The organism is Azospirillum lipoferum 4B (genome assembly GCF_000283655.1).
GTDB lineage: Bacteria > Pseudomonadota > Alphaproteobacteria > Azospirillales > Azospirillaceae > Azospirillum > Azospirillum lipoferum_C.
The window spans coordinates 489,867-513,099 of the sequence record NC_016622.1; the positions used below are offsets into that span (position 1 = coordinate 489,867).

A 23,233-nucleotide genomic window follows, 5' to 3' on the forward strand; every position below is an offset into this window, starting at 1 on the left:
GCCGGGGGACCGTGATGAGCGACGAATTCCTGTTCGCGGATGAGGAGCCTGCCGTCGAGGTGCCGGCGGAGGCTGCCGAACCGGTCGAACCCTGGCTGATCCTGATCGTCGACGACGACCCCGCCATCCATGCCACCACCAAGATGGTGCTGCGCGGCTTCACCTTCGAAGGGCGCCCGGCACAGTTCCTGTCGGCGGCCACCGCGGCGGAAGCGCGCGGGGTTCTGCGCGACAATCCGGCCATCGCGGTGATCCTGCTGGACGTCGTGATGGAATCGGACGACGCCGGCCTGCGGCTGGTCCGCTACATCCGCAACGAGCTGAACAACCGCCGCGTCCGCATCATCCTGCGCACCGGCCAGCCGGGGCAGGCGCCGGAACGCGACGTCATCCTCAGCTACGACATCAACGACTACAAGTCGAAGACCGAGCTGACGGCGCAGAAGCTGTTCACCTCCGTCGTCGCGGCACTGCGCGGCTACCAGGACATTACCGCGATCGAGGACCATCGCGAGGGGCTGGAGCGCATCCTCGACGCCTCCTCCACGCTGCTGGGCAAGCGGACGATGGCGGAGTTCGTGCGCCATGCCGTGGCGCAGATCGTCGGCGTCTGTCCGCCCGCCAATGGAATGACGGTGGGCGGGGTGGCGCTGGTCAACCGCCTGTCCGACGACGGGCTGCAGCCGGCGGAACCGCTGGTGCTGGGCGGTGCCGGCCGACATGCCGGGATGGAAGGGACGCCGCTGGTCCTGGCCCTGCCGAACGATGCGGTGCAGGCGGTGACGGCGGCGCTGGCCGACGGCCGCAACCGGTTCGAGCGCGGGCACAGCGTCCTGGTCTTCCGCTCCGCCACCCAGCGGCACGACACCGCGGTCTATCTCGGCCATGGCCGCGCCCTGACGGCGGACGAGCGGCGGCTCCTGGAGGTGTTCTGCGCCAAGGTCGCCATCGGATTCGACAACGTCCATCTCTACGAGGAGCTGAACCGCAGCCTGGAAGGCCAGGTGGCGGAGCGCACGCGCGACCTCGTGGCGGCGCGCGAGGCGGCGGAGGCGGCGCGGTCGGAGGCGGAGGCGGCCAACCAGGCCAAGTCGCTGTTCCTGGCCACCATGAGCCATGAGATCCGAACGCCGATGAACGGCATCCAGGGCATGCTGGAACTGCTGGAGCACACCAGCCTGACCGGCGACCAGCGCGAACTGGTCAGCGTGGTGCGGGAATCGGCCGGCGCGCTGCTGACCATCATCAACGACATCCTGGATTTCTCGAAGATCGAGGCCGGCCGTCTGGACCTGGAGCGGGTGCCGGTGGCACTGGCCGGCGTGGTGGAGGGGGTGGCCGACACGCTGGCCCCCGGCGCGCGGGCCAAGGGCCTGTCGCTGGTCACCTACATCGACCCCGACCTGCCGGCGGCGGTGCTGGGCGATCCGGTGCGCATCCGGCAGGTGCTGTTCAACATCGCCGGCAATGCGGTGAAGTTCACCCAGTCCGGCTCGGTGACGGTGCGGGTGGAGCTGGCGCATTTCGACGGCGACCGCGTCGTCATCCGGGTCGCGGTGACCGACACCGGCATCGGCATCTCGCCGGAAAACCAGATCCGCCTGTTCCGTCCCTTCACCCAGGCGGAGGTGTCGACCACCCGCCGGTTCGGCGGCACCGGTCTCGGGCTGTCGATCTGCCGGCGTCTGGCCGAGTTGATGGGCGGCGACGTCGGCGTCACCAGCGAGCTGAATGTCGGCTCCACCTTCTGGTTCACCTTCGCCGCCGATCTGGTCCCGCAGGAGGATGACGCCTGCCTTCAGCGGGCTCCGCTGCAGGGCGTGACCGTGCTGCTGCTGGCGGCGGATGCGGAGGAGCGCGGATTCCTCGCCCGCTACCTGAACGCCGACGGCGCCCAGGTGGTGGAGGCGGCGGACGCCGACGCGGCGTTGCGCACCCTGCTGCCCACCGCCGCCTGCGACGTGCTGGTTTCGACCTTGGGCACCGACAGCGCGGCACTGGACAGCGACCCGCGTGGCCGGGTGCGCGGCCGGGTGCTGATCGGCGGCGACGCGCTGAACGCTGGCGATGCGGCCACGCCGGGCTCATCCGGGGCCGGGACCATCGTTCTCGGTCGGCCGGTGCGGCGGACCAGCCTGATCCGTGCCGTTCTGGCCGCCGCCGGACGCATGCCGGCAGGGGAGGGCGGGAGGACCGATCTGCAGCCGGAACCGGAGGAGCCCGCCGCTCCCGCCGCCGGCCGGCGCCGGCTGCCCACGGTGGAGGAGGCACGGGCACAGGGCCGCCTGATCCTGGTGGCGGAGGATCATCCGACCAACCGGCAGGTCATCCAGCGCCAGCTGACCCTGTTGGGCCATGTCATGGAAACCGCGGAGGACGGCGCCCAGGCGCTGGACCTTTGGCGGGCCGGCGGCCATGGCCTGCTGCTGACCGACTGCCAGATGCCGGAGATGGACGGCATGGAACTGGCCCGCAGCATCCGCGCGGCGGAGGCGGCCGGGGGCGGTCCCCGCCTGCCCATCGTCGCCATCACCGCCAATGCGACGGAGAACGAGGCCCAGCTTTGCCTGCTGGCGGGCATGGACGACACGCTGGCCAAGCCGGTCAGCCTCGCCGACCTGCGCCGCGTGCTCGACCGTTTCCTGCCGCCGCCGGACGGCGACGCGGAAGGCTGGCCGGAGGAGGAGCCCGACCGGCAAGCCGCCCTTCCGCCGCCCACCCTTCCACCGGTTGCCGTCGAGGTTCCGCCGCCGGTGCCGCAGGCGGCCGACCTGCCGCCGCTGGACATCGGGGCGCTGACCGCGCTGTTCGATGGCGACGGCGACTTCGTCCGCCATCTGCTGGGCGAATTCGTCACCTCCAACCTCACCTCCCACCGTTGGCTGACCGATGCGCTGGCGGGCGAGATCTGGGACGAGGTGCGCCAGGCCGCGCACAAGCTGGCGGGGTCCTCGCGCACCGTCGGCGCCCGCGATCTCGCCGCCGCCGCCGACGCGGTGGAGATGGCGGTGATCGACCGCCGGCTGGACGGCATCGCCGCCATGGTCGCCCGCGTCGGCGTCGAGCTGAACCGCGTCGTCGCCCATATCGAGGCGGTCTGATTCCGCACCCTCACAGGCTGTAACGAACCCGACATGGCAGCCCGCTTGTCGCCTTTGCGACAAGGCTGCGGTGCACTGCATCTCCTGGAAATTCTGAACGTTTTCCGCGGCTTGGCCGGCCTCGACCGGCTGGCACGCCGCTTGCTGTTCTGGCTGTATCCCGGCCCGGAGCCGGCCCCAAACCCACATGCGCGTCACAGCGAGAGCGGAAGCCAAGGAGAACGGGATGCACATCGTCGTCTGTATCAAACAGGTGCCCGACAGCGCCCAGATCCGCATCCATCCCGTCACCAACACCATCATGCGGCAGGGCGTGCCCGCCATCATCAACCCCTTCGACCTGTTCTCGCTGGAAGAGGCGTTGCGGCTGAAGGACAAGGTCGGCGCCCGCGTCACCGTGCTGACCATGGGGCCGCCGATGGCGGAGACCTCGCTGCGCAAGGCGCTGTCGCTGGGGGCCGACGACGCGGTGCTGCTGACCGACCGCAAATTCGCCGGGTCCGACACGCTGGCGACCTCCTACGCCCTGACCTCCGCCATCCAGAAGCTGGCGGAGGAGGAGCCGGTCGACATCGTCTTCTGCGGCAAGCAGACGGTCGACGGCGACACCGCGCAGGTCGGCCCCGGCATCGCCACCCGTCTCGGCTTCGAACAGCTGACCTACATCACCAAGATCGAGGACCTGAACATCGCCTCCAAGGAGATCGTGGTGCAGCGCCGCTCCGAAGGCGGCGTGCAGGTGCTGAAGACGAAGCTCCCCTGCATGATCACCATGCTGGAAGGCACCAACACCATCCGCTTCGGCAAGATGGACGACCTGTTCCGCGCCGCCCGCTACGAGCTGAAGACCTGGAGCCGCGACTTCACCGGCGCCGAAGAGGGCCGCGTCGGGCTGAAGGGCTCGCCGACCGTGGTGTCGAAGGTCTTCGTGCCGAAGCCGCGCGCCGAGAAGGCGAAGATGATCGTCGCCGACGCCGACACCCCCGATGCGCAGGCCGCCGCCGCCATCGACGCTATCTTCGCCGCCCAGCCCAAGCTGGCCGGCGATCTGCTCGCCCGCGCCGCGGCCGGGCTTTGACGATCCATCCGCGGGAGACCCGACGATGAGCGAACCGAGCAAGCCCCAGGGCCGCAAGTTCCAGCTTCCCGAACACCTGAAGGTTTACAAGAACGTCTGGGTGATCGTGGAGCAGGAGCGCGGCATCGTCCATTCCGTGTCGCTGGAACTGCTGGGCGAAGCCCGCAAGCTGGCCGACAAGCTGGGTGTGGAGGTGGGTGCGGTGGTGCTGGGCGCCGAAAGCCCCGACCTGAACCGCATCTGCGGCGACGCCATCGGCTATGGCGCCGACATCGTCTACAAGGTGACCGACCCGGCGCTGGCCGACTACCGCACCGATCCCTATTGCCGCGTCATGACCGACGTGGTGAACACCCACAAGCCGGAAATCGTGCTGCTGGGCGCCACCACGCTGGGCCGGGATCTGGCGGGCGCCATCGCCACCACGCTGGCGACCGGCCTGACCGCCGACTGCACCGAGCTGGACATCTACGCCGACAACCGCTCGCTGGCCGCCACCCGGCCGACCTTCGGCGGCACGCTGCTCTGCACCATCCAGACGCTGGCCTACCGGCCGCAGATGGCGACGGTGCGCCCGCGCGTGATGGCGATGCCGGAGCGCGACGATACCCGCACCGGCCGCGTCATCGAAATCCAGCCGGATCTCCGCGAAGAGGACATCGTCACCAAGGTCCTGAACTTCATCGCCGACCGCGAGCAGAACGAGGCGCAGCTGGCCTTCGCCGACATCATCGTGTCGGCCGGCAAGGGGCTGGGCAAGGTCGAGAACATGAAGCTGGTCTTCGACCTCGCCAAGGTCCTGGGCGCCGAGGTCGGGGTGACCCGTCCGCTGGTCCAGGCCGGCTGGGCCACCAACGACCGTCAGGTCGGGCAGACCGGCAAGACGGTGCGGCCGAAGCTCTACATCGCCGCCGGCATCTCCGGCGCCATCCAGCATCGGGTGGGCATGGAGAAGTCGGACCTGATCCTGGCGATCAACACCGATCCCAACGCGACGATCTTCGACTTCGCCCATCTCGGGCTGGTCGGCGACGCGCTGAAGATCCTGCCGGCGCTGACCGATGCCTTCGGCCGCCGCCTGTCCGTCAACCGCATGGCCGGCTGACCGCCGGACGAGAAAGGAGCCTGTCGACATGGTCGAAAAGTTCGACGCCATCGTCATCGGTGCCGGCCCGTCCGGCAATGCCGCGACCTACACGCTGGCCAAGCAGGGGCTGAAGGTGCTCCAGCTTGAGCGCGGCGAGTATCCCGGCGCCAAGAACGTCCAGGGCGGCATCATGTACGCCCACGAGCTGGAGAAGATCATCCCGGACTTCCGGGACGATTGCCCGACCGAGCGCCACATCATCGAACAGCGCGTCTGGCTGCTGGGCGACGACAGCTATGTCGGCACCAACTACCGCTCGGAATCCTTCAACAGCGACAAGCCGAACCGCTACACCATCATCCGCGCCAACATCGACAAATGGTGGGGCGAGCAGATCCGCAAGGTCGGCGGCCTGCAGATCTGCGAGACCACGGTGACGGAGCTGATCCGCGATCCGTCCGGCAAGGTGATCGGCGTGCGCACCGACCGCGAGGGCGGCGAGATCCACGCCGACGTCGTCATCATGGCCGACGGCGTCAACGCCCTGCTGGCCAAGCGCGCCGGGCTTCAGGGCGAAGCGGCGCCGGAGAATGTGGCGCTGGCCGTCAAGGAAATCCTCTTCATCGATCCGGAGCTGATCCAGCAGCGCTTCGGCATCAAGGAGGACGAAGGCGTCGTCATCGAGATCATGGGCAAGGTGACCAAGGGGATGGTCGGCACCGCCTTCCTCTACACCAACAAGGAATCGCTGACGATCGGCATCGGCTGCCTGATCTCCGACTTCAAGAACGGCGATTGCACGCCCTACAAGATGCTGGAGGATTTGAAGAACCATCCCGTCATCAAGCCGCTGATCGAAGGGGCGGAGATGAAGGAATACGCCGCCCACATGATCCCGGAAGGCGGCTACAAGGCGGTTCCGCAACTCTACGGCGACGGCTGGATGGTGGTCGGCGACGCCGCCCACTTCAACAACGCCGCCCACCGCGAAGGCTCCAACCTCGCGATGGCGTCGGGCCGGATGGCGGCGGAGACGGTGATCGAGCTGAAAGCCGCCGGCAAGGGCTACAGCGCCTCGAACCTGGCGGCCTACAAGAAGAAGCTGGACGACAGCTTCATCATGAAGGACCTGAAGAAGTACCGCGAGCTGCCCGGCATCATGCACGGCAACAAACAGTTCTTCGGTGCCTATCCCGACGAAATCACCTCCGCCGTCCACAACTGGTTCACGGTGGACAGTGTCGACAAGAAGACCAAGGAAAAGCAGATCATGAAGTCCTTCATCAAGCGCCGCTCGGTGATGGGACTGGTCGGTGACGCAATCAAGCTGGTGAGGGCCGTGCGATGAACATGATGGTCAAGGTCGAAGAGAAGCTCTATCAGAACCGCTACATCGTCGACGAGAGCCGGCCGCACATCCAGATCAAGAGCGAGGAGGCCTGCCAGAGCTGCGAGAAGCAGGCCTGCACCTTCTGCTGCCCGGCCGCCTGCTACAGCAAGAACGAGACCGGCGGCGTGACGCTGGTGACCGACGGCTGCCTGGAATGCGGCACCTGCCGCGTCGTCTGCCAGGACAAGGCCAACATCGCCTGGGACTATCCGCGCGGCGGTTACGGCATCAGCTACAAGTTCGGCTGATCGGCCATTTTTGGAGTCTTCCCCCGGAACTGCATGGCCTCCGCGCGGCGACGCGCGGGGGCCGATTTGTTTGGTGGGAAGTGGTTGCCGGGTAAGGTGTTTGCCCCCACCCTAACCCTCCCCCTCTTCGAGGGAGAGGGGACTGCCGCCGCTCTGCGACTAACTCCCTCTCCCGCGTTAGCGGGGGAGGGTTGGGGAGGGGGCCTGCGCCGACAATTTTCTAAACGCTACCCCGCAACACCCCCGCCGCATGGTCCAGCGCCCGTTGCAGCTCGGCCGGGAAATAGGGCTTGCGGACGAAGCCGAAGGGCTCGCAATCGGTGGCGCGGTGCCGGGTCTCGGCATCGGCGAAGGCGGAGGTGAAGATACAGCGGATGCCGGTGCGCGCGCGGATCGCCGCGGCGGCGTCGATCCCGTCGCGGGGACCGAGCAGGCGGATGTCCATCATCACGATGTCGGGGCGCAGCCGCTCGGCCGCCTCGATCGCGGCATCGGCATTGTCCTCGATGCCGATGACGGCGAAGCCCAGCATGCCCAGGACCTCTTCCAAAGCCATGGCGGCGAGACTTTCGTCCTCGACGATGAGGATGCGCAGGGGCTGGCCGGAGGCAGGCGTAAGGTCTGTCATCGTACTCGCGCAGGTGCTGTCACAAGAATTCTACAGGAGCCCCGCAGCAGGCGAACCCAAAAAGCGCAGGATTATGACCAATGGCGCGGTCTGCGCTGGATGCATGGCACCAGCGGGCAGGCATGGCCGCAGGTCGGCACAGATGTTCGATGGGGGTTGGCGCGCCCTTGTTTTTCACCCCATCGGCGTACCATCTCTATCCCATGGCTGTTTTCAGGACCGAACATCGCGGACCTGCGGGCGTCCCATGCGGACCATTGGCGGGGCCGCGCCCTATTCCATGAGGAGGACGGCGATGGACCTGCGTGTCTGTTTCGAAAACATGGAGAGCGTCAACGTCAACGACGCGGCGATGATGAAGCATTACGCCAAGAGCTATCTGGCGGATTTCGACCCCGAATGGGCCGGATTCATCATGCTCCCTCATGACGAGACCATGCGTGCGACGATGGAGCCCGCCTGGCAGGTGCTGATCCGCGACGCCACGCCGCGGACGGAGCAGCAGTTGCTGCGCTACATCGACGAGAACCCGATGGCCGCCTACCACATCCATGTCTACCGGCGCGACGACGGCCCCAACGAGAGCAAGATCCACTGACGGCGAAGGGGGCGCGGTCGGCGCCCCCTTCTGTCCGTTGCTCCGGGCCGGTCCACCGGTGCAGGCGGCTCAGCCGACCGGCGACCCCAGCAGGCTGTCCAGCGGGACGAAGCGGTCGGCCATCTTGCGCGCTTCTTCCTTGTGGACCTTGAAGGTCTTTTCCGCGATGGCGTTGGACACCACGAAATCCTGGTACGCCCGTTCCAGATGGAAGCGGTAGCGCGACGACATGCCTTCGTCGTCCAGCCCCTCCATCCCATGGTCCGCCGACAGGTAGTCGTGGAAGCGCTGCAGGATGTGCAGGCGGTTCACGTGGACCACGCGCTGGTCGTAGGTGACGTGGAAGAAGCGCAGGAAGTCTTCCGCGGTTTCCAGATCGTCGAGGTCGTCGGTGAAATCGCTCATCGTCGAAGGCTCCTCACGCGTGCTGCTGGGTGGAAGGGGAGGGGCCGCACCCCTCCTGGTCGCAGATGTTGCCACAAGAGCTGCAGGCAACGCCGTCCAAACGTATATCGCTGTGCATATCGTTCAGGCGAAATTCCGACAGGCGGATGTTCTTAGCAGGAAACTGTGACGGTTCGGTTGCGGTGTGGGCTTCCAGCCGGGCTTCGATGCGGTTGATGTGGTCGATCAGGCAGGCGATGGCCTTGCCGACCGGATCCGGCATCAGATGGTGTTCCAGGTCGATGTTGTGATCGGAGATCGGTCGGTCAGACGGCCGGCGCTGGGTCTCCGGCCGCACCACCCGGCCGGGAATGCCGACCACGGTCATGCCCGGCGGCACCGGCTTGGTCACCACCGAATTGGCGCCGACCCGCGCGTTGGCGCCGACGGTGATCGGCCCCAGGATCTTGGCGCCGGCCCCGACCAGCACCCCGTCCATCAGCGTCGGATGCCGCTTGCCCTTGGTCCAGGAGGTGCCGCCCAGCGTCACCCCGTGATAGAGCGTCACGTCGTCGCCGATCTCCGCGGTCTCGCCGATCACCACGCCGGCGCCATGGTCGATGAAGAAGCGGCGGCCGATGCCGGCACCGGGATGGATGTCGATGTTGGTCACCGCACGGGCGACATAGGACAGGAAGCGCGCCGGCCAGCGCAGCCCCCGCCGCCAGGCCGCGTTGGCGAAGCGGTACATCACCAGCGCATGGATGCCGGGATAGCAGGTCAGCACGTCGAAGACGTTGCGCGCGGCCGGATCGCGGTCGAACACGCAGGCGACGTCCTCACGCAGCAGGGCGATGATGCCGGGCCGGCGATCAGCTTTGCTCATGTCGCCGCCTCCAGGAAGGCATGCAGCTCCTCGGGCGTGGGCGGCCGCTTGGCGCGCGTCGCCAGCGCCCGGACGCGCGGCAGCACCGCCTGCGCCGTGGCGTCGTCGCAGGCGATGCCGAGCCGCTCATAGGCCAGCTTCACCGCCGCGGTGCCGGAATGCTTGCCCAGCACGATGCGGTGTTCGCGCCCGACCTCGGCCGGGTCGAAATTCTGGTAGGTGGCGCGGTCGCGCAGCAGCCCGTCGACATGGATGCCGGCCTCATGGGTGAAGACGGCGGCGCCGACGATGGACTTGTTGACCGCCACCGGCCGGTTGGACGCCCGCTCCACCAGATCGCTGATGGTGCTGAGCGAGCGCGTCTCGACGCCGGTGTCGATGTGGTAGAGGTGTTTCAGCGACACCACCACCTCCTCCAGCGGGGCGTTGCCGGCGCGCTCGCCCAGGCCGTTCACCGTGGTGTTGACATGGGTGGCGCCGCCCAGCACCGCCGCCAGCGAGTTGGCGTTGGCGAGGCCCAGATCGTCATGGGCGTGGATCTCGATCTCCAGGTCGGTGGCCCGGCGCAGCCGTTCGATGCAGGTGCGCGTCTGGAAAGGGTCGAGCACGCCCAGCGTGTCGGCGAAGCGGAAGCGGCGGGCGCCGGCCTCTTGCGCCACGGTGGCGGCGGCGATCAGGAAATCCATGTCGGCGCGCGACGAATCCTCGCCGCCGACGCTGACCTCCAGCCCATGGTCGCGCGCCTGTTTCACCCGGCGCTCGATCTCCGCCAGCGCCCAGGCGCGGCTGCGCTTCAGCTTCTTCGTGATGTGGATGTCGGACACCGGCATGGAGAGGTTGACGAAGCCGACATTGCAGGACAGAGCCGCCTTCAGGTCGGCGTCGTGCATGCGGCACCACACCATCAGCCGGCCCGTCAGCCCCAGCGCGGCCACGGCGCGGATGCCCTCGCGCTCCTCCTCGCCCATGGCGGGGATGCCGATCTCCTGCTCCGGCACGCCGGCGTCGTCGAGCGCGCGGGCGATGGCGATCTTCTCGTCGAGCGTGAAGGCGACGCCGGCGGTCTGCTCGCCATCGCGCAGCGTGGTGTCGTTGATGGTGGCGAAGGTGGTGGGCATGGGGGCACCTCGCGCGCGGAGGCAATCGCTGCCCCCATCAGAAGTGTCGCAGGCCGGGCCGGGGACCCGCCCCGACGGGGTGTCGTCGGGCGGGGTGCCGGGACGGGCCATCGACCCGGCCTGCGATTCCGGTGTTACGAATAAACGGGTGCGAATTCCTTGGGCTTGCCGGCTTCCTGCTGCCAGTAGGGCGACAGGCTGCGCAGCTTGGCGATGATGCCCGGCACCACGGCGATGACCCGGTCGATCTCCTCCTCCGTCGTTTCGCGCGACAGCGAGAAGCGGGTGGCGCCATGGGCGGCGGTGTAGGGTACGCCCATGGCGCGCATGACGTGGCTGGGCTCCAGCGAGCCAGAGGTGCAGGCGGAGCCGGAGGACGCGGCGATGCCGGCCTCGTTCAGCAGCAGGAGGATCGCCTCGCCCTCGATATACTCGAAGGCGATGTTGCAGGTGTTGGGCAGGCGGTTGTCGGGGTTGCCGGTGACGAAGCAGCTCGGCACCGCCGCCAGGATCGCCTGTTCCAGCTTGTCGCGCAGCGCCTTCACCCGCGTGTTCTCGTCGCCCATATGGACCAGCGCCAGCTGGGCGGCGGCGCCCAGCCCGACGATGCCGGGCGCATTCTCGGTGCCGGCGCGGCGCGAGCGTTCCTGATGGCCGCCGCGCAGCATCGGGCGGTAGCGCAGGCCGCGCTTGACGTACAGCGCGCCGATGCCCTTGGGGGCGTGCAGCTTGTGGCCGGACAGCGACAGCATGTCGATGGCGCTGTCGGCCAGCTTCACCGGGATCTTGCCGACCGACTGCACCGCGTCGGTGTGGAAAAGGGCGCCGACCTCCTTCGCCATGCGCGCCAGCTCCTCCACCGGGAAGATCGTCCCGGTCTCGTTGTTGGCCCACATGATGGAGACGATGGCGACCTGATCCGACAGCGCCGCGCGGTAGGCCTCCATGTCGAGGTTGCCCTTGCCGTCCACCGGGATGCGGTGGACCTTGTAGCCGCGCTTCTTCTCCAGATACTCGCAGAGCGCCAGCACGCCGGGGTGTTCGACCACGCTGGTGACGATCTCGCGCTTCTTCGGGTAGGCCTCCAGCGCCGACAGGATGGCGGTGTTGTCGCTCTCCGTCCCGCCGGAGGTGAAGACGATCTCGCTGTCATGGGCGGCACCCAGCAGGGCCTGGACTTGGCAGCGCGCCCATTCGATCTTGCCGCCCACCGCGGCGCCGAAGCCGTGCATGGAGGAGGCGTTGCCGAAATGCTCGGTGAAGAGCGGCAGCATCTCCTGCAGCACCTCCGGATCGACGCGGGTGGTCGCGTTGTTGTCGAGGTAGATTCCCTGGCTCATGGCTTGGCGCTCCCCTTAGCCCGCGTGGGCCGGCATGAGGGACGCGGGCTTGACCCGCACGAACTCGCCGAGCTTCTCGACCAGCTTCATCTGCACGCCCATCATCGTGCCGGCCGACTGCGAACAGCCGGAACAGGCGCCGGAGAGCCGGACGTAGATGTCCTTGCCGTCGATGTCGACCAGTTCCACGTCGCCGCCGTCGCGCTGGATCTGCGGCCGGATCTCCTCGATGGCAGACATGATGGCCTGCATGCGCTGGACATTCGTCAGCTTGGGCGCCGCGGTCGGTTCCGCCTTCGGCTCCAGCGGCTTGATGGCGTCGAGGCCGACGGTGCCGGGGGCATGCTTCTTGGCGGGCTTGAGCGCGCCGGTCTTCGCCAGCACCTCTTCCAGCACCTCCTCGATCTTCTCGTGGCAGGTCTGGCAGGAGCCGCCGGCCTTGGTGTAGTGGGTGACTTCCTCAAGCGTGGTCAGGCCGTTGACGCTCACCGCGCGCTCGATCATGGCGGCGTCGATGCCGAAGCACTTGCAGACCAGCTCGCCTTCCTCATGGTCGTCTTCCCACGCCTCGCCCTTGTAGTTGGCGATGGCGGCACGCAGTGCCTCCGCACCCATGACGGAGCAGTGCATCTTCTCCGGCGGCAGGCCGCCCAGATACTCGGCGATGTCGCGGTTGGTCAGGGTCAGCGCCTCGTCCACCGTCTTGCCGATGATCATCTCGGTCAGCGCCGAGGAGGAGGCGATGGCCGAGCCGCAGCCGAAGGTCTGGAACTTCGCATCCAGGATGATCTGGGTGTCGGGATCGACCTTCAGCATCAGACGCAGCGCGTCGCCGCAGGTGATGGAGCCGACCTCGCCGACCGCGTTGGCGCTGTCCAGGACACCGGAGTTCTTCGGGTTGAAGAAGTGTTCCTTGACCTTGTCGGTGTAGTTCCACATGTCGCTGCTGCCTTTCCGTGGGGTGCGCGCCTAGGGGAAGAGTGTCCGGGGAGACTTCAGTGCGTCGAATAGGGGGTCGACGATCCGCAGCTGGACGAGGAGGTCGAGCAGGAGCCGCCACCGCCTTCACCGGCCGAGAAGGACTTGCCGCAGCCGCAGCTGCTGGTCGCGTTCGGGTTGTCGAACTTGAAGCCGGAGCCTTCGATGCCCTCGACGAAATCGACCACCACGCCGCTGAGGAAGGGCTGGCTGTTGGCGTCGACGAAGATGGTGACCGGGCCGAAGCTGAGCACCGCGTCGTCGTCGCCGGCCGCCGCCTCCAGCCCCATCTGGTATTTCAGGCCGGCGCAGCCGCCGTCGGTCACGGCGATCCGCAAGCCGGCCGCCGCACCACCCGACTTCGCCAGGACCTGTTCCAGGGTGGAAACCGCCGCATCCGTCAGAGTCACCATGTCCCGCCTCCTCAAGCCGCGTTGCCGGGGGTGCCGGCCGATCTGACGGGGAATAAAGCAAGCGGTGTGCCAAACAGACAAAGCATTGATTTGCAATGATTGTCAGGTCGGAGGGGCGTGGCGATAGTCCGACAATGTTTCGCGTTCAAACGTTTTTGTCGGGTTTGGTTCGTGTCGGCTTTGCGACAGCCGCGACACTTCGCCGCACAAAAATATTGTGGTCTTTCCCTGTGCCCGCGCGCGTACCATGTGGCGTCGTCGGTGCGTCGGATGGTTGATTTTCTCAACAGAAAATCCAGGCAGCGGAAAGGTGAGGGAAGCGATGAGCGACGAACCGATCGAACTCAGGATGTCGAACGGCCGCATGGCCTTCGGCGACGTGCCCGAACAGATCGACGAACTTTTGCAGGAGGCGGTGAAGGCCCGTGACGTGCCGGAGGTCTGCGAGTCGCTGTTGTGGGAGGCGCATCGCAAGGGGCCGCGGGTGCTGCCGGTCTTCTATGCGCTCTATAAATTCTACTTCAATCGCAAGAAGCTGGGGGAAGCGGAGCGGGTGGCCCGCATCGGGCTGGATGCCGCCGCACTCCAGGGCGGTTTTCAGGCGGACTGGTCGCAGTTGACCGCGCGCTCCACCGACTGGACGGCGGCCGGGCCGGCGCGCTTCTTCCTGTTCACCATGAAGGCGCTGGCCTTCATCGAACTGCGCCGCCACAACCGCGACAAGGCGCTGGCGATCCTTGCCAAGATGGCGGAGATCGACCCGGCCGATCAGGTCGGCTACGGCACCATCGCCGCCTTGGCCCGCGGGCTGGACGGAGAGGGCGGGGCGGCGTAGAGGCCGCCTCCGCATAAAAAAGGCCCCCGGCCCAGGGGGGAACCGGGCCGGGGGCAGCGGGGATTTGCGTCTCACGACGCTCTCACGACGCGCTCTCTCACGTCGGGAGGTATTGCGGCCCCGCCGGGGCAGTGGGGCCGCAAACCGGTCAGGCGGCGACGGATTCCAGGGCCGGATAGTCGGTGTAGCCCTTGGCGTCGCCGCCGTAATAGGTGGTGCGGTCCGGCTCGGCCAGCGGCGCATCGGCACGGAAGCGCACGGGCAAGTCCGGGTTGGAGATGAAGGCCTCGCCGAAGCTGACCGCGTCGGCCTCACCCTTGGCGAGTGCGGCGTCGGCATCGCCGCGGCTGTAGCCGCCATTCAGGATGAACGGACCCTTGAAGGCGGCACGCAGGGCGGACGCCACATGCGGCGCCCCTTCCGGCGGGGCCATGTGGTGGCCGGGCCGTCCTTCGATCACATGCAGATAGGCGATATTGAACGGGTTCAGCGCCTTGGTGATCGCCAGGAAATGCGGCAGCGGGTCGCTGTCCTTCATGTCGTTGAACACACCGGTCGGCGACAGGCGGACGCCGATGCGGTCGGCGCCGACGGCATGGGCCGTGGCCTCAAGGATCTCCAGCAGGAAGCGGCAGCGATTCTCCACCGTTCCGCCATACCGGTCGGTGCGGGTGTTGGTGCTGTCGCGCAGGAACTGGTCGATCAGATAGCCGTTGGCCGCGTGGATCTCGACGCCGTCCAGGCCGGCATCGAACACCGCGCGCTTGGCCGCATCGGCGAAATGGCGGACCAGTCCGGGGATCTCGGCGGTTTCGAGGGCGCGCGGCACCGGGAACGGCTCCATGCCGGCACCGGTGTAGAGCTGGCCCTTCGCCGCGATGGCCGAGGGGGCGACCGGCGCGGCGCCGTTCGGCTGGAAGCGCGGATGGGAAATGCGGCCGACATGCCAGAGCTGGGTGACGATCCGCCCACCGGCATCGTGCACGGCGTCGGCCACCGCGCGCCAGGCCAGGGTCTGGGCGTCCGTGTGGATGCCCGGCGTGTTGGGATAGCCCTGGGCGGTGTCGCAGACCTGCGTCGCCTCGGTGATGATCAGGCCGGCCGAGGCGCGCTGCGCATAGTATTCGGCGGTGAGCGCGGTCGGGCAGTTGCCTTCGCCGGCGCGGCTGCGGGTCATCGGCGCCATGACGACGCGGTTCGGCAGCTCGATCGCGCCGAGGCGCAGTGGGGTGAACAGATCCGGAGCGGCGGTGCTGTGCGTGTCGGTGCTCTGCGGCATGGCGGGACTACCCCCTGTTGGGCGAAGCGACTTGTATGTATGTGAGTACATACTTGAACCGGAGCCTGCCGCTTGTCAAGTATGTATCTGCATACTTATTATCGAACCGGCGGCATCACGGGAGAGGGACGGGTTTTGGACGCAAGCAAGGATGGGGACGGCTGTTGCCCGGGCAACGGCGCCACTGACGGTGGATGCGAAGGCGGGGCGCGCAAGCGGGACCGGGCCGCGACCGAGGGCGCATTGCTCGACGCCGCCAAAGTGGTGTTCGCCGAGCGCGGCTTCGACGCGGCGACGACGCGCGAGATCGCCGGGCGGGCCGGGGTCAACGAACAGCTGATCCAGCGCTATTTCTCAGGCAAGAGCGGGCTGCTGGTGGCGGTGGTGGAGCGCTATTGGCGCGAGGAATCGGGCGGCTGCCACCTGCCGCCGCCGGACGAGGATCTGGAGACTGACCTTGCCCGCTTCCTGCACGCCCAGTTGAGGCACAGCTGGGCATGCCGCGACTTCACCCGCGTGGTTCTGGCCCGCGCCCTGGTCGATCAGGCGGTTGCCGACGAGATGGCCCGCACCCTGTCGCAAAGCCGCATTCCCTGCTTGCTGAAGCGGCTGGAGGGGTTCCGCGACCGCGGCGCCATCGCCGCCGACGCCGACCTCGCCAATGTGGCGGCTGGCATCGCGACGCTCAGCTTCGGGCTGGGCTTCCTCGATCAGGTGGTGTTCGGCCGCGACGAGGCCGGCATCTGCGCCATGGTCGGCACGCTGGCCCACACCATCGCCTACGGCCTGACGCCGCGGTAACGGTTATTCCGCAGCGGCGGCGGCGCGGGTGGCGGCGCGATGGCTGTGCACAGCGTCCGCGGTGAAGACGGCCAGCGCCACCCAGATGCAGGCGAAGGCGATGGCATGGCTGCTGGTGAAGGCCTCGCCATAGACCAGCACGCCCAGCAGAAGCTGCCCGGTCGGCCCGACATATTGCAGCAGCCCCATGGTGGTCAGCGTCAGTCGCGCCGCGCCGATCATGAACAGCACCAGCGGCACCGCGGTCATCGGCCCGGCCAGCACCAGAAGGGTGCTCTCCCCCCATTCATGGCCGAAGGCCCCGCTGCCGCCTAGCCACAGCAGATAGCCGAGGGCGGCCGGCAGCAGCAGCGCGGTTTCCACCAGCAGGCCGACCACCGGATCGACCGCCGCCTTCTTGCGCACCAGCGCATAGAAACCGAAGGACAGCGCCAGCGACAGGGCGACCCAGGGCACGGCGCCATAGCTGACGACGAGGCTGCCGACGCCGGCCGCGGCGATGGCGACCGCGAGGATCCGCCCGCGGCTGAGCCGTTCGTTCAGGAACAGCACGCCCAGCAGCACATTGACCAGCGGGTTGATGAAATATCCCAGGCTCGCTTCGACCAGCCGGCTGTTGACCACCGCCCAGATGAAGACGGTCCAGTTGGTGGTGACCAGCAGCGTGGTGACCAGGAACACGCCCAGCCGGCGCCAGCTTCCCACCGCCGCCACGATTGCCGCCGGTCCGCGGGTGGCCAGCACGCCGATGCCGACCAGCACCACCGTCCAGACCACGCGGTGCGCCACGATCTCCACCGCGCCGACATCGCCCAGCGATTTGAAGAAGACCGGGTTGACCAGCCCCCAGATCAGGTAGGAGGCCAGCGCCGCGACGAACGCCGCGGTTGTGGAGGTCGGGGCCTTGGCGGGCGGCGGAGTCTGAACCATACCGTCCGTTTAGCACATTGTTTGTGCAATCCGGCAGCGGGCGGCCGGACATGGCCGGGCTGCGCAACCGGCATCACTGCCGCCTCGCGCCCCATTCACCCAACAAAAAACCCCGCCGGAGCGGGGCTTTTCGCTGTGGTGCCCGAAGGAGCGACCGTGTCAGGCGGCGGTGGCGACGCCCTTGTCGGCCAGCAGGGTCTGCAGTTCGCCCGACTCGTACATCTCGCGGACGATGTCGCAGCCGCCGACCAACTCGCCCTTGACGTAGAGCTGCGGGAAGGTCGGCCAGTTCGAGTATTCCTTCAGGCCCTGGCGCAGGCCCGGATCCTCCAGGATGTTGACGCCCTTGAACTTGACGCCGACATGGCTCAGCACCTGGACGACGGCGGCGGAGAAACCGCACTGCGGGAACACCGGGGTCCCCTTCATGTACAGCACGACATCGTTGCCTTCGATATCCTGCTTGATGCGCTCGACGACGTTCTGATCGACCATGACTCGATAACCCTTCCGATTCGGCCCGGCGCTGCCGGGGCCTTGTCCGTTGCGACGTGTGTCCAGGCGCCTTCCGGCGGCTCTGACCTCAGGCGCCTTCCGGCACCGCTGTGGTCAGCGCCAGGGCGTGCAGTTCGCCGCCCATCTTCCCCTGCAGGGACGCGTAGACCATCTGGTGCTGCTGCACCCGGCTCTTGCCCTTGAAGGCGGCGGAGGTGACGAGCGCGGCATAGTGGTCGCCGTCGCCCCGCAGATCCGCGATCTCGACGACCGCGTCCGGGATGCCCTCCTTGATGAGCTTTTCGATCGTGGCGGCTTCCATCGCCATGGGTCCAATCCTCGTTCTGTTCAGGGCTCTGTTCAGGATTGCCCCGCCCGGGCACTTGCTTCTCAGGATAGAGTAGGTGCGGGCGGGCCGTTTGTCATCCACCGGCAAATATTTGCCGGAATGCGGAAGACGCCCCGACGGCCCGGCCCAACGGCCCACCCCATCAGACGGTCACTCGCCGAACACGCGCTTGAAGACCGTGTCGACATGCTTGGTGTGGTAGGTCATGTCGAACATCGGCTCCAGCTTGTCGCGGCCGATATGCTTGGCGATGTCGGGGTCGGCAGACAGCAGGTCCAGGTAGTTGCCGCCCTTTTCCCACACCTGCATGGCGTTGCGCTGCACCGCCTTGTAGCTGTCCTCGCGGCTCATGCCGGCCTGGGTCAGCGCCAGCAGCACGCGCTGCGAGAAGACCAGACCGCCCAGATCGTCCAGGTTCTTCTGCATGCGCTCCGGATAGACCACCAGCTTTTCCATCATGCCGGTCAGGCGCACCAGGGCGAAGTCCAGCGTGACGGTGGCGTCGGGGCCGATCATCCGCTCGACCGAGCTGTGGGAGATGTCGCGCTCGTGCCAGAGCGCGACGTTCTCCAGAGCCGGGACCACGGCGGAGCGCACGATGCGGGCAAGACCGGTCAGGTTCTCCGACAGGACCGGGTTGCGCTTGTGCGGCATCGCCGACGAGCCCTTCTGGCCGGGGTGGAAATACTCCTCCGCCTCGCGCACTTCGGTGCGCTGCAGGTGGCGGATTTCCGTCGCCAGATTCTCGATGCTCGACGCGATCACGCCAAGGACCGAGAAGTAGAAGGCATGGCGGTCGCGCGGGATGACCTGGGTCGACACCGGCTCCACCGACAGGCCCAGCTTGGCGGCGACATGCTCTTCAACCCGCGGGTCGATGTTGGCGAAGGTGCCGACGGCGCCGGAGATGGCGCAGGTGGCGATGTCCTGGCGCGCCTGGACCAGACGCTCGCGCCCGCGGGCGAAGGCGGCGTAATGGCTGGCCAGCTTCAGGCCGAAGGTCGTCGGCTCGGCATGAATGCCGTGGCTGCGGCCGATGGTGACGGTGTCCTTGTGCTCGTATGCCCGGCGCTTCAGCGCGGCCAGCAGCGCGTCCATGTCGGCCAGCAGCAGGTCGGCGGCCTGGGTCATCTGCACGGCGAGGCAGGTGTCCAGCACGTCCGACGAGGTCATGCCCTGGTGGACGAAGCGGGCCTCGGGGCCGACATACTCGGCGAGGTTGGTCAGGAAGGCGATGACGTCGTGCCGGGTCTCGCGCTCGATCTCGTCGATGCGGTCGATCTCCCACTTGCCGCGCTCCCACACCGCCTTGGCGGCCTCCTTCGGGATGACGCCCAGCTCGGCCTGCGCGTCGCAGGCGTGCGCCTCGATCTCGAACCAGATGCGGAAGCGGTTTTCCGGCTCCCAGATGCGGGCCATTTCGGGGCGGGTATAGCGGGGGATCATCGGCACTCTCCGGAGGATGCGGGCGCTGGATTGAGGGTGGCTTGCGGGTCTCATAGCACGCGCGCGCGACCATAGCGGCGTGGGCAGGCGTTTTAAAGCCTCGCGATGCTCCGGTTCGCCCGTCCGGACCGGGCCGTCCTCTGCCGCGTTAATATTTGCGGTCGAATCGTTGCCGGCCGAAGGGAATCCGCGCCTAAATCCCGGCAGGCGAAGTTTCCGCGATTTCCCTGTACACTCGTGGTCGCGCCGCGGATCGCCCATCCAAGGGCGAGGAAAACAGTCAAAGAGTCGCGCCTTGGTGGATTTGATTCGCTTGCAGTTGAATCCGGGCGAGCATTAAGCAACACTTGCACAGCGCATCGGGGCCGGCCCCAGTCGGTTTCCGCGAGCTCGATTCTGATCAGCCCATCCGAAGGGAGCCTTTCTTGTCCGACCCCGTCGCCGAGCTGGTCCGTGCGCCGTCGCGCTCGTCAGACGAGGCCCGGCTCTACCGCCTGCAGTTCCTGGCGTCGATGGCGCTGGTGTCGGCGCTCGTCCTCGGGCTCGGCTTCTATTTCGTCTGGCAGCATTGGGCCGACCTGGAGCACGACCTGAAGCAGAGCGAGGCGCGCTATGTCCAGGAGCAGCATCAGGCCCTGGTGCAGGAGGTGGAGAACGCCCAATCCTATCTGGCCTACATGCGCTCGCGCGTCGAACCGCTTCTGAAGGAGCAGCTGCGCGCCCAGGTGGATGAGGCGTATTCCATCGCCCGCAGCGTCTATGACAGGGAAAAGGACATCCTGCCCGATGCGGCGGTGAAGGAATCCATCAAGGAGACGCTGCGGCCGCTCCGCTTCTCCGGCGGGCGCGGCTACTATTTCATCCACGATCTGCACGGCGAGTCGGTGCTGATGCCGGTCGATCCGTCGCGGGAAGGAACATCGCCCTTCGCGGCTCCCGACCCGCAGGGTGCCGCGGTGGTGCGCGAGCTGACACGGGCGGTCCAGGACCCCAGCCTGCGCGGCTTCGCCCGCTACCGCTGGCGCATGCCCGACGACCCGTCGCAGTTGGTGGACAAGCTGGCCTTCGTCCGCCGGTTCGAACCCTATGACTGGCTGATCGGTGCCGGCGATTCGCTGGGAGCGGTGGAGGCGCAGCTTCAGCGCGAATCGCTGGAACGGCTGCGCGCCTTCCGCTTCGGAGAGACCGGCTATATCGGCGTTCTGCGCCAGGACGGGCAGGTTCTGCTGTCGCCCACCGCGCCGGCGTCGGAAGGGATGAACGCGCGCGACCTGCCGTGGAAGACCGAACGCGATCTCGTCACCCGCTTTCTGGAGCAGGGGCGCCAGGGCGGCGGGGAGGTGCGCTACGACTGGATCCATCCGGTCACCGCGCGGCCGACGCCGAAGATGGCCTATGTCTCCGCCCCCAGCGTGTGGGGCTGGATCCTCGTTGCCGGCTTCTACATCGACGATGTCGGCAAGGAGATGGAGGCCCGCCGGGCCGAGATCAGCCGCGGCGTCAACCTGCGCGTCTGGACCACGGTCGCGGTGCTGGGCGTGGCGCTGGCCGCATCCGTCGGCGTGTCATGGCTGGTCACCGGCTGGATCCGGCGCATCGTCGGCAGCTATCAGCTGCGGGTCCGGCACAGCGACAGCATGCTGCGCGAGCGGGCGCGGCAGCTCTATCTCGCCAATTTCTTCGTCGACCATGTGTCGGAGATCGTCGTCCTGGCCGATGCCAACCTGAACATCGCCTACATCAACCCCTTCGGCTGCAAGGCGCTGGGCGGGACGCTGGAAGACCTGGTGATGGGGCAGGCCGACCTGCTGAAGCGCTTCGCTGCGGAGGGCGAGGACGCGGCCAGCCATTACGAGACCGTCTACCACACCCCGGACGGCCGCACTCTGGAGCTGGAGGTCACCGCCAGCCGCATCACCTACGAGGGTGAGGTCTACTACTCCGCCATCGCCCGCGACATCAGCGAGCGCAAGCGGGCGGAATGGCAGCTGCGGCTGTCGGCCAAGGTGTTCGACAACGCGGCGGAGGGCATGTTCGTCGCCAACGAGCACCGGCAGATCGTCGCCGCCAACGATGCCTTCGCCCGCATCACCGGCTATGACCGGGACGAGGTGCTGGGCCGCGGTCCGGAATTCCTGCGCTCCGACCGCAATCCGCCGGGCTTCTATGACGATCTGTGGGCACAGCTGCGCGAGAACGGCCATTGGGCCGGCGAGATCTGGAGCACGCGCAAGAGCGGCGAGGTGTTCCCGGAATGGCTGAGCGTCAAGCTTGTGCGGAACGAGGATGGCGCGGTCGCCAACTACATCGCCGCCTTCACCGACATCACCGAGACCCGCGCGCAGGAGGAACGCATCCGCCATCTGGCGCAGTTCGATTTCCTGACCGACCTGCCCAACCGCTTCCTGCTGCGCGACCGGCTGGACCGCGCCATGCTGGCCGCCGGTCGCCACGGCACCAAGGTGGGATTGCTGTTCGTCGATCTCGACCGCTTCAAGACCATCAACGACAGCCTGGGCCATCAGGTCGGCGACGGGCTGCTGCGTGAGGTGGCGGCCCGGCTGCTCGGCACGGTGCGGGCCAGCGACACGGTCAGCCGCCAGGGCGGCGACGAGTTCATCATCCTGATCAGCGACATGGACAGCCCCGACGCGGCCGGCATCGTGGCGCGCAAGGTGCTGCACGCCCTGTCGGAGCCCTATCTGATCGACGGGCACGAGCTGCAGGTCACGCCCTCCATCGGCATCGCCGTCTACCCGGACGACGGCACCGGCATCGATGCGCTGCTGAAGAGCGCCGACATGGCGATGTACGCCGCCAAGGAGGCCGGGCGCGCCACCTACCAGTTCTTCACGCCGGAGTTGAACCGCCGCGCCTCTGACCGGATGTGGACGGAGAACAACCTGCGCCGCGCCCTGGCCAACAACGAGCTGGAGCTGCATTTCCAGCCGCAGTTCTCGCTGGACGGCCGCCGCCTGATCGGGGCGGAGGCGCTGGTGCGCTGGCGTCAGCCCGACGGCACGCTGATCATGCCCGGCCAGTTCATCCCCGTTGCCGAGGATACCGGCCTGATCCTGCCGCTGGGCGATTGGGTGCTGGGGGAGGCCTGCCGCCGGGCGGCGGAGCTGCTGCGGCACCAGGACCTGATGATCGCCATCAACCTGTCGGCCGTGCAGGTGCGCCGCCCCGGACTGGCGGAACGGGTGGCCGGCTGGCTGTCGGCCTACGGCATCCCGCCCTCGGCGCTGGAGCTGGAGGTGACGGAAAGCGTCCTGATGGACGATTCCGATGTGGTGTCGGAAACCTTCTCGCAACTGCGCGAGATGGGGGTGCCGCTCGCCATCGATGATTTCGGTACCGGCTACTCCTCGCTGGCCTATCTGAAACGGTTCCGGGTCGACAAGCTGAAGATCGACCGCAGTTTCGTCAGCGGCCTGCGCGCCGGCAATCCGGACAGCGGCGCCATCGCCGAGGCGATCATCGGCATGGCGCGCAGCTTGCGCATGCAGACGCTGGCCGAGGGGGTGGAGACGGAGGAGCAGTATCACTGCCTCGCCACCATGGGCTGCGACCAGTGTCAGGGCTATCTGCTGGGCCGTCCCATGCCCTACGAGGACTTCCTGGCCTTCGTCCGCCGCGATGCCGGCACGCCTCAGCCGCAGTTGGCGGAGGTGGTGGAGTAGGTGGCGGGAACCACCCGCCCTTGGCCACAGGGCTATCGCATATGAGGTTTCAAGCGAAGGCTTTTGCGTTTCGGATACCCTTCTCCCCTTGTGGGGCGGGATGAGGGGTACAGCGGCCGCAAGGCCGTGGGAATCAATGGTTTGCACCCCCTCACCCCAACCCCTC

Annotated in this window: 21 protein-coding genes; 9 read left to right on the forward strand and 12 right to left on the reverse strand. The window is 67.5% G+C overall.

Features of this window, described 5'->3' with window-relative positions:
• Nucleotides 1-14: 14 nt before the first annotated feature.
• From AZOLI_RS02280 to AZOLI_RS02300, 5 genes are all read left to right on the forward strand, one after another.
• The gene (locus tag AZOLI_RS02280) at nucleotides 15-3,101 is read left to right on the forward strand and encodes a hybrid sensor histidine kinase/response regulator (protein ID WP_014246956.1); all 3,087 of its coding nucleotides are present in this window, start codon (nucleotides 15-17) and stop codon (nucleotides 3,099-3,101) included.
• Nucleotides 3,102-3,327: 226 nt separating this feature from the next.
• Entirely contained in the window at nucleotides 3,328-4,179 is an 852-nt protein-coding gene (locus AZOLI_RS02285) for an electron transfer flavoprotein subunit beta/FixA family protein (RefSeq protein ID WP_014246957.1), read from the forward strand.
• Between the two features lie 25 nt (nucleotides 4,180-4,204).
• Nucleotides 4,205-5,284, forward strand: a complete 1,080-nt coding sequence (locus AZOLI_RS02290) for an electron transfer flavoprotein subunit alpha/FixB family protein (RefSeq protein WP_014246958.1) — start codon at nucleotides 4,205-4,207, stop codon at nucleotides 5,282-5,284.
• A 28-nt stretch (nucleotides 5,285-5,312) separates the two neighbouring features.
• Nucleotides 5,313-6,614, forward strand: a complete 1,302-nt coding sequence (locus AZOLI_RS02295; RefSeq protein ID WP_014246959.1) for an FAD-dependent monooxygenase — start codon at nucleotides 5,313-5,315, stop codon at nucleotides 6,612-6,614.
• Nucleotides 6,611-6,904, forward strand: a complete 294-nt coding sequence (locus AZOLI_RS02300; protein ID WP_014246960.1) for a ferredoxin family protein — start codon at nucleotides 6,611-6,613, stop codon at nucleotides 6,902-6,904. Before AZOLI_RS02295 ends, AZOLI_RS02300 begins: the two co-directional genes overlap by 4 nt.
• A gap of 220 nt (nucleotides 6,905-7,124) precedes the next feature.
• Here AZOLI_RS02300 and AZOLI_RS02305 read toward each other — a convergent pair whose 3' ends face one another.
• Nucleotides 7,125-7,532 (reverse strand): response regulator, encoded by a 408-nt coding sequence (locus tag AZOLI_RS02305; protein WP_014246961.1) that lies wholly within the window; start codon nucleotides 7,530-7,532, stop codon nucleotides 7,125-7,127.
• A gap of 295 nt (nucleotides 7,533-7,827) precedes the next feature.
• Between AZOLI_RS02305 and AZOLI_RS02310 the strand changes: the two genes are divergently transcribed.
• Nucleotides 7,828-8,130: a hypothetical protein gene (locus AZOLI_RS02310; RefSeq protein WP_014246962.1), complete on the forward strand. Its 303-nt coding sequence runs from the start codon at nucleotides 7,828-7,830 to the stop codon at nucleotides 8,128-8,130.
• A 69-nt stretch (nucleotides 8,131-8,199) separates the two neighbouring features.
• On the opposite strand, the gene nifW is transcribed toward AZOLI_RS02310, so the two are convergent.
• The 6 genes from nifW to AZOLI_RS02340 all read right to left on the reverse strand — a co-directional run bounded on the left by nifW (nucleotide 8,200) and on the right by AZOLI_RS02340 (nucleotide 13,249).
• Complete coding sequence (nifW, locus tag AZOLI_RS02315) at nucleotides 8,200-8,535, reverse strand: nitrogenase-stabilizing/protective protein NifW (protein ID WP_014246963.1); 336 nt, start codon at nucleotides 8,533-8,535, stop codon at nucleotides 8,200-8,202.
• Between the two features lie 13 nt (nucleotides 8,536-8,548).
• The gene (cysE, locus tag AZOLI_RS02320; RefSeq protein WP_014246964.1) at nucleotides 8,549-9,400 is read right to left on the reverse strand and encodes a serine O-acetyltransferase; all 852 of its coding nucleotides are present in this window, start codon (nucleotides 9,398-9,400) and stop codon (nucleotides 8,549-8,551) included.
• A complete protein-coding gene (nifV, locus tag AZOLI_RS02325) occupies nucleotides 9,397-10,518 on the reverse strand; it encodes a homocitrate synthase (RefSeq protein ID WP_014246965.1) in 1,122 nt (373 codons plus the stop codon). The genes cysE and nifV overlap by 4 nt, the downstream gene beginning before the upstream one ends.
• A 134-nt stretch (nucleotides 10,519-10,652) precedes the next feature.
• Nucleotides 10,653-11,858, reverse strand: coding sequence for a cysteine desulfurase NifS (gene nifS, locus AZOLI_RS02330; RefSeq protein ID WP_014246966.1), 1,206 nt, complete (start codon nucleotides 11,856-11,858; stop codon nucleotides 10,653-10,655).
• A gap of 15 nt (nucleotides 11,859-11,873) precedes the next feature.
• Entirely contained in the window at nucleotides 11,874-12,797 is a 924-nt protein-coding gene (gene nifU, locus AZOLI_RS02335; protein ID WP_014246967.1) for a Fe-S cluster assembly protein NifU, read from the reverse strand.
• A gap of 56 nt (nucleotides 12,798-12,853) precedes the next feature.
• Nucleotides 12,854-13,249 (reverse strand): HesB/IscA family protein, encoded by a 396-nt coding sequence (locus AZOLI_RS02340; RefSeq protein WP_014246968.1) that lies wholly within the window; start codon nucleotides 13,247-13,249, stop codon nucleotides 12,854-12,856.
• A 322-nt stretch (nucleotides 13,250-13,571) separates the two neighbouring features.
• Here AZOLI_RS02340 and AZOLI_RS02345 point away from each other — a divergent pair, with 322 nt between their 5' ends.
• A complete protein-coding gene (locus tag AZOLI_RS02345) occupies nucleotides 13,572-14,084 on the forward strand; it encodes a hypothetical protein (RefSeq protein WP_014246969.1) in 513 nt (170 codons plus the stop codon).
• Nucleotides 14,085-14,232: 148 nt separating this feature from the next.
• On the opposite strand, the gene AZOLI_RS02350 is transcribed toward AZOLI_RS02345, so the two are convergent.
• Nucleotides 14,233-15,363 carry an alkene reductase gene (locus tag AZOLI_RS02350; RefSeq protein WP_014246970.1) on the reverse strand — a complete coding sequence of 377 codons (1,131 nt, stop codon included), beginning with the start codon at nucleotides 15,361-15,363 and terminating at the stop codon, nucleotides 14,233-14,235.
• Nucleotides 15,364-15,498: 135 nt separating this feature from the next.
• Between AZOLI_RS02350 and AZOLI_RS02355 the strand changes: the two genes are divergently transcribed.
• Nucleotides 15,499-16,164 (forward strand): TetR/AcrR family transcriptional regulator, encoded by a 666-nt coding sequence (locus tag AZOLI_RS02355; RefSeq protein WP_014246971.1) that lies wholly within the window; start codon nucleotides 15,499-15,501, stop codon nucleotides 16,162-16,164.
• 3 nt (nucleotides 16,165-16,167) lie between these two features.
• Here the strand turns inward: AZOLI_RS02355 and rarD are convergent, their stop codons facing one another.
• The 4 genes from rarD to purB form a co-directional block, all read right to left on the reverse strand.
• A complete protein-coding gene (gene rarD / locus AZOLI_RS02360; RefSeq protein WP_014246972.1) occupies nucleotides 16,168-17,094 on the reverse strand; it encodes an EamA family transporter RarD in 927 nt (308 codons plus the stop codon).
• Nucleotides 17,095-17,253: 159 nt separating this feature from the next.
• The gene (grxD, locus tag AZOLI_RS02365) at nucleotides 17,254-17,589 is read right to left on the reverse strand and encodes a Grx4 family monothiol glutaredoxin (RefSeq protein WP_014246973.1); all 336 of its coding nucleotides are present in this window, start codon (nucleotides 17,587-17,589) and stop codon (nucleotides 17,254-17,256) included.
• An 88-nt stretch (nucleotides 17,590-17,677) separates the two neighbouring features.
• Nucleotides 17,678-17,917, reverse strand: coding sequence for a BolA family protein (locus AZOLI_RS02370; RefSeq protein ID WP_012973287.1), 240 nt, complete (start codon nucleotides 17,915-17,917; stop codon nucleotides 17,678-17,680).
• Between the two features lie 171 nt (nucleotides 17,918-18,088).
• Nucleotides 18,089-19,384 carry an adenylosuccinate lyase gene (gene purB / locus AZOLI_RS02375; protein ID WP_014246974.1) on the reverse strand — a complete coding sequence of 432 codons (1,296 nt, stop codon included), beginning with the start codon at nucleotides 19,382-19,384 and terminating at the stop codon, nucleotides 18,089-18,091.
• Nucleotides 19,385-19,809: 425 nt separating this feature from the next.
• Here purB and AZOLI_RS02380 point away from each other — a divergent pair, with 425 nt between their 5' ends.
• Entirely contained in the window at nucleotides 19,810-23,067 is a 3,258-nt protein-coding gene (locus AZOLI_RS02380; RefSeq protein WP_014246975.1) for a bifunctional diguanylate cyclase/phosphodiesterase, read from the forward strand.
• The last annotated feature ends 166 nt before the right edge of the window (nucleotides 23,068-23,233 follow it).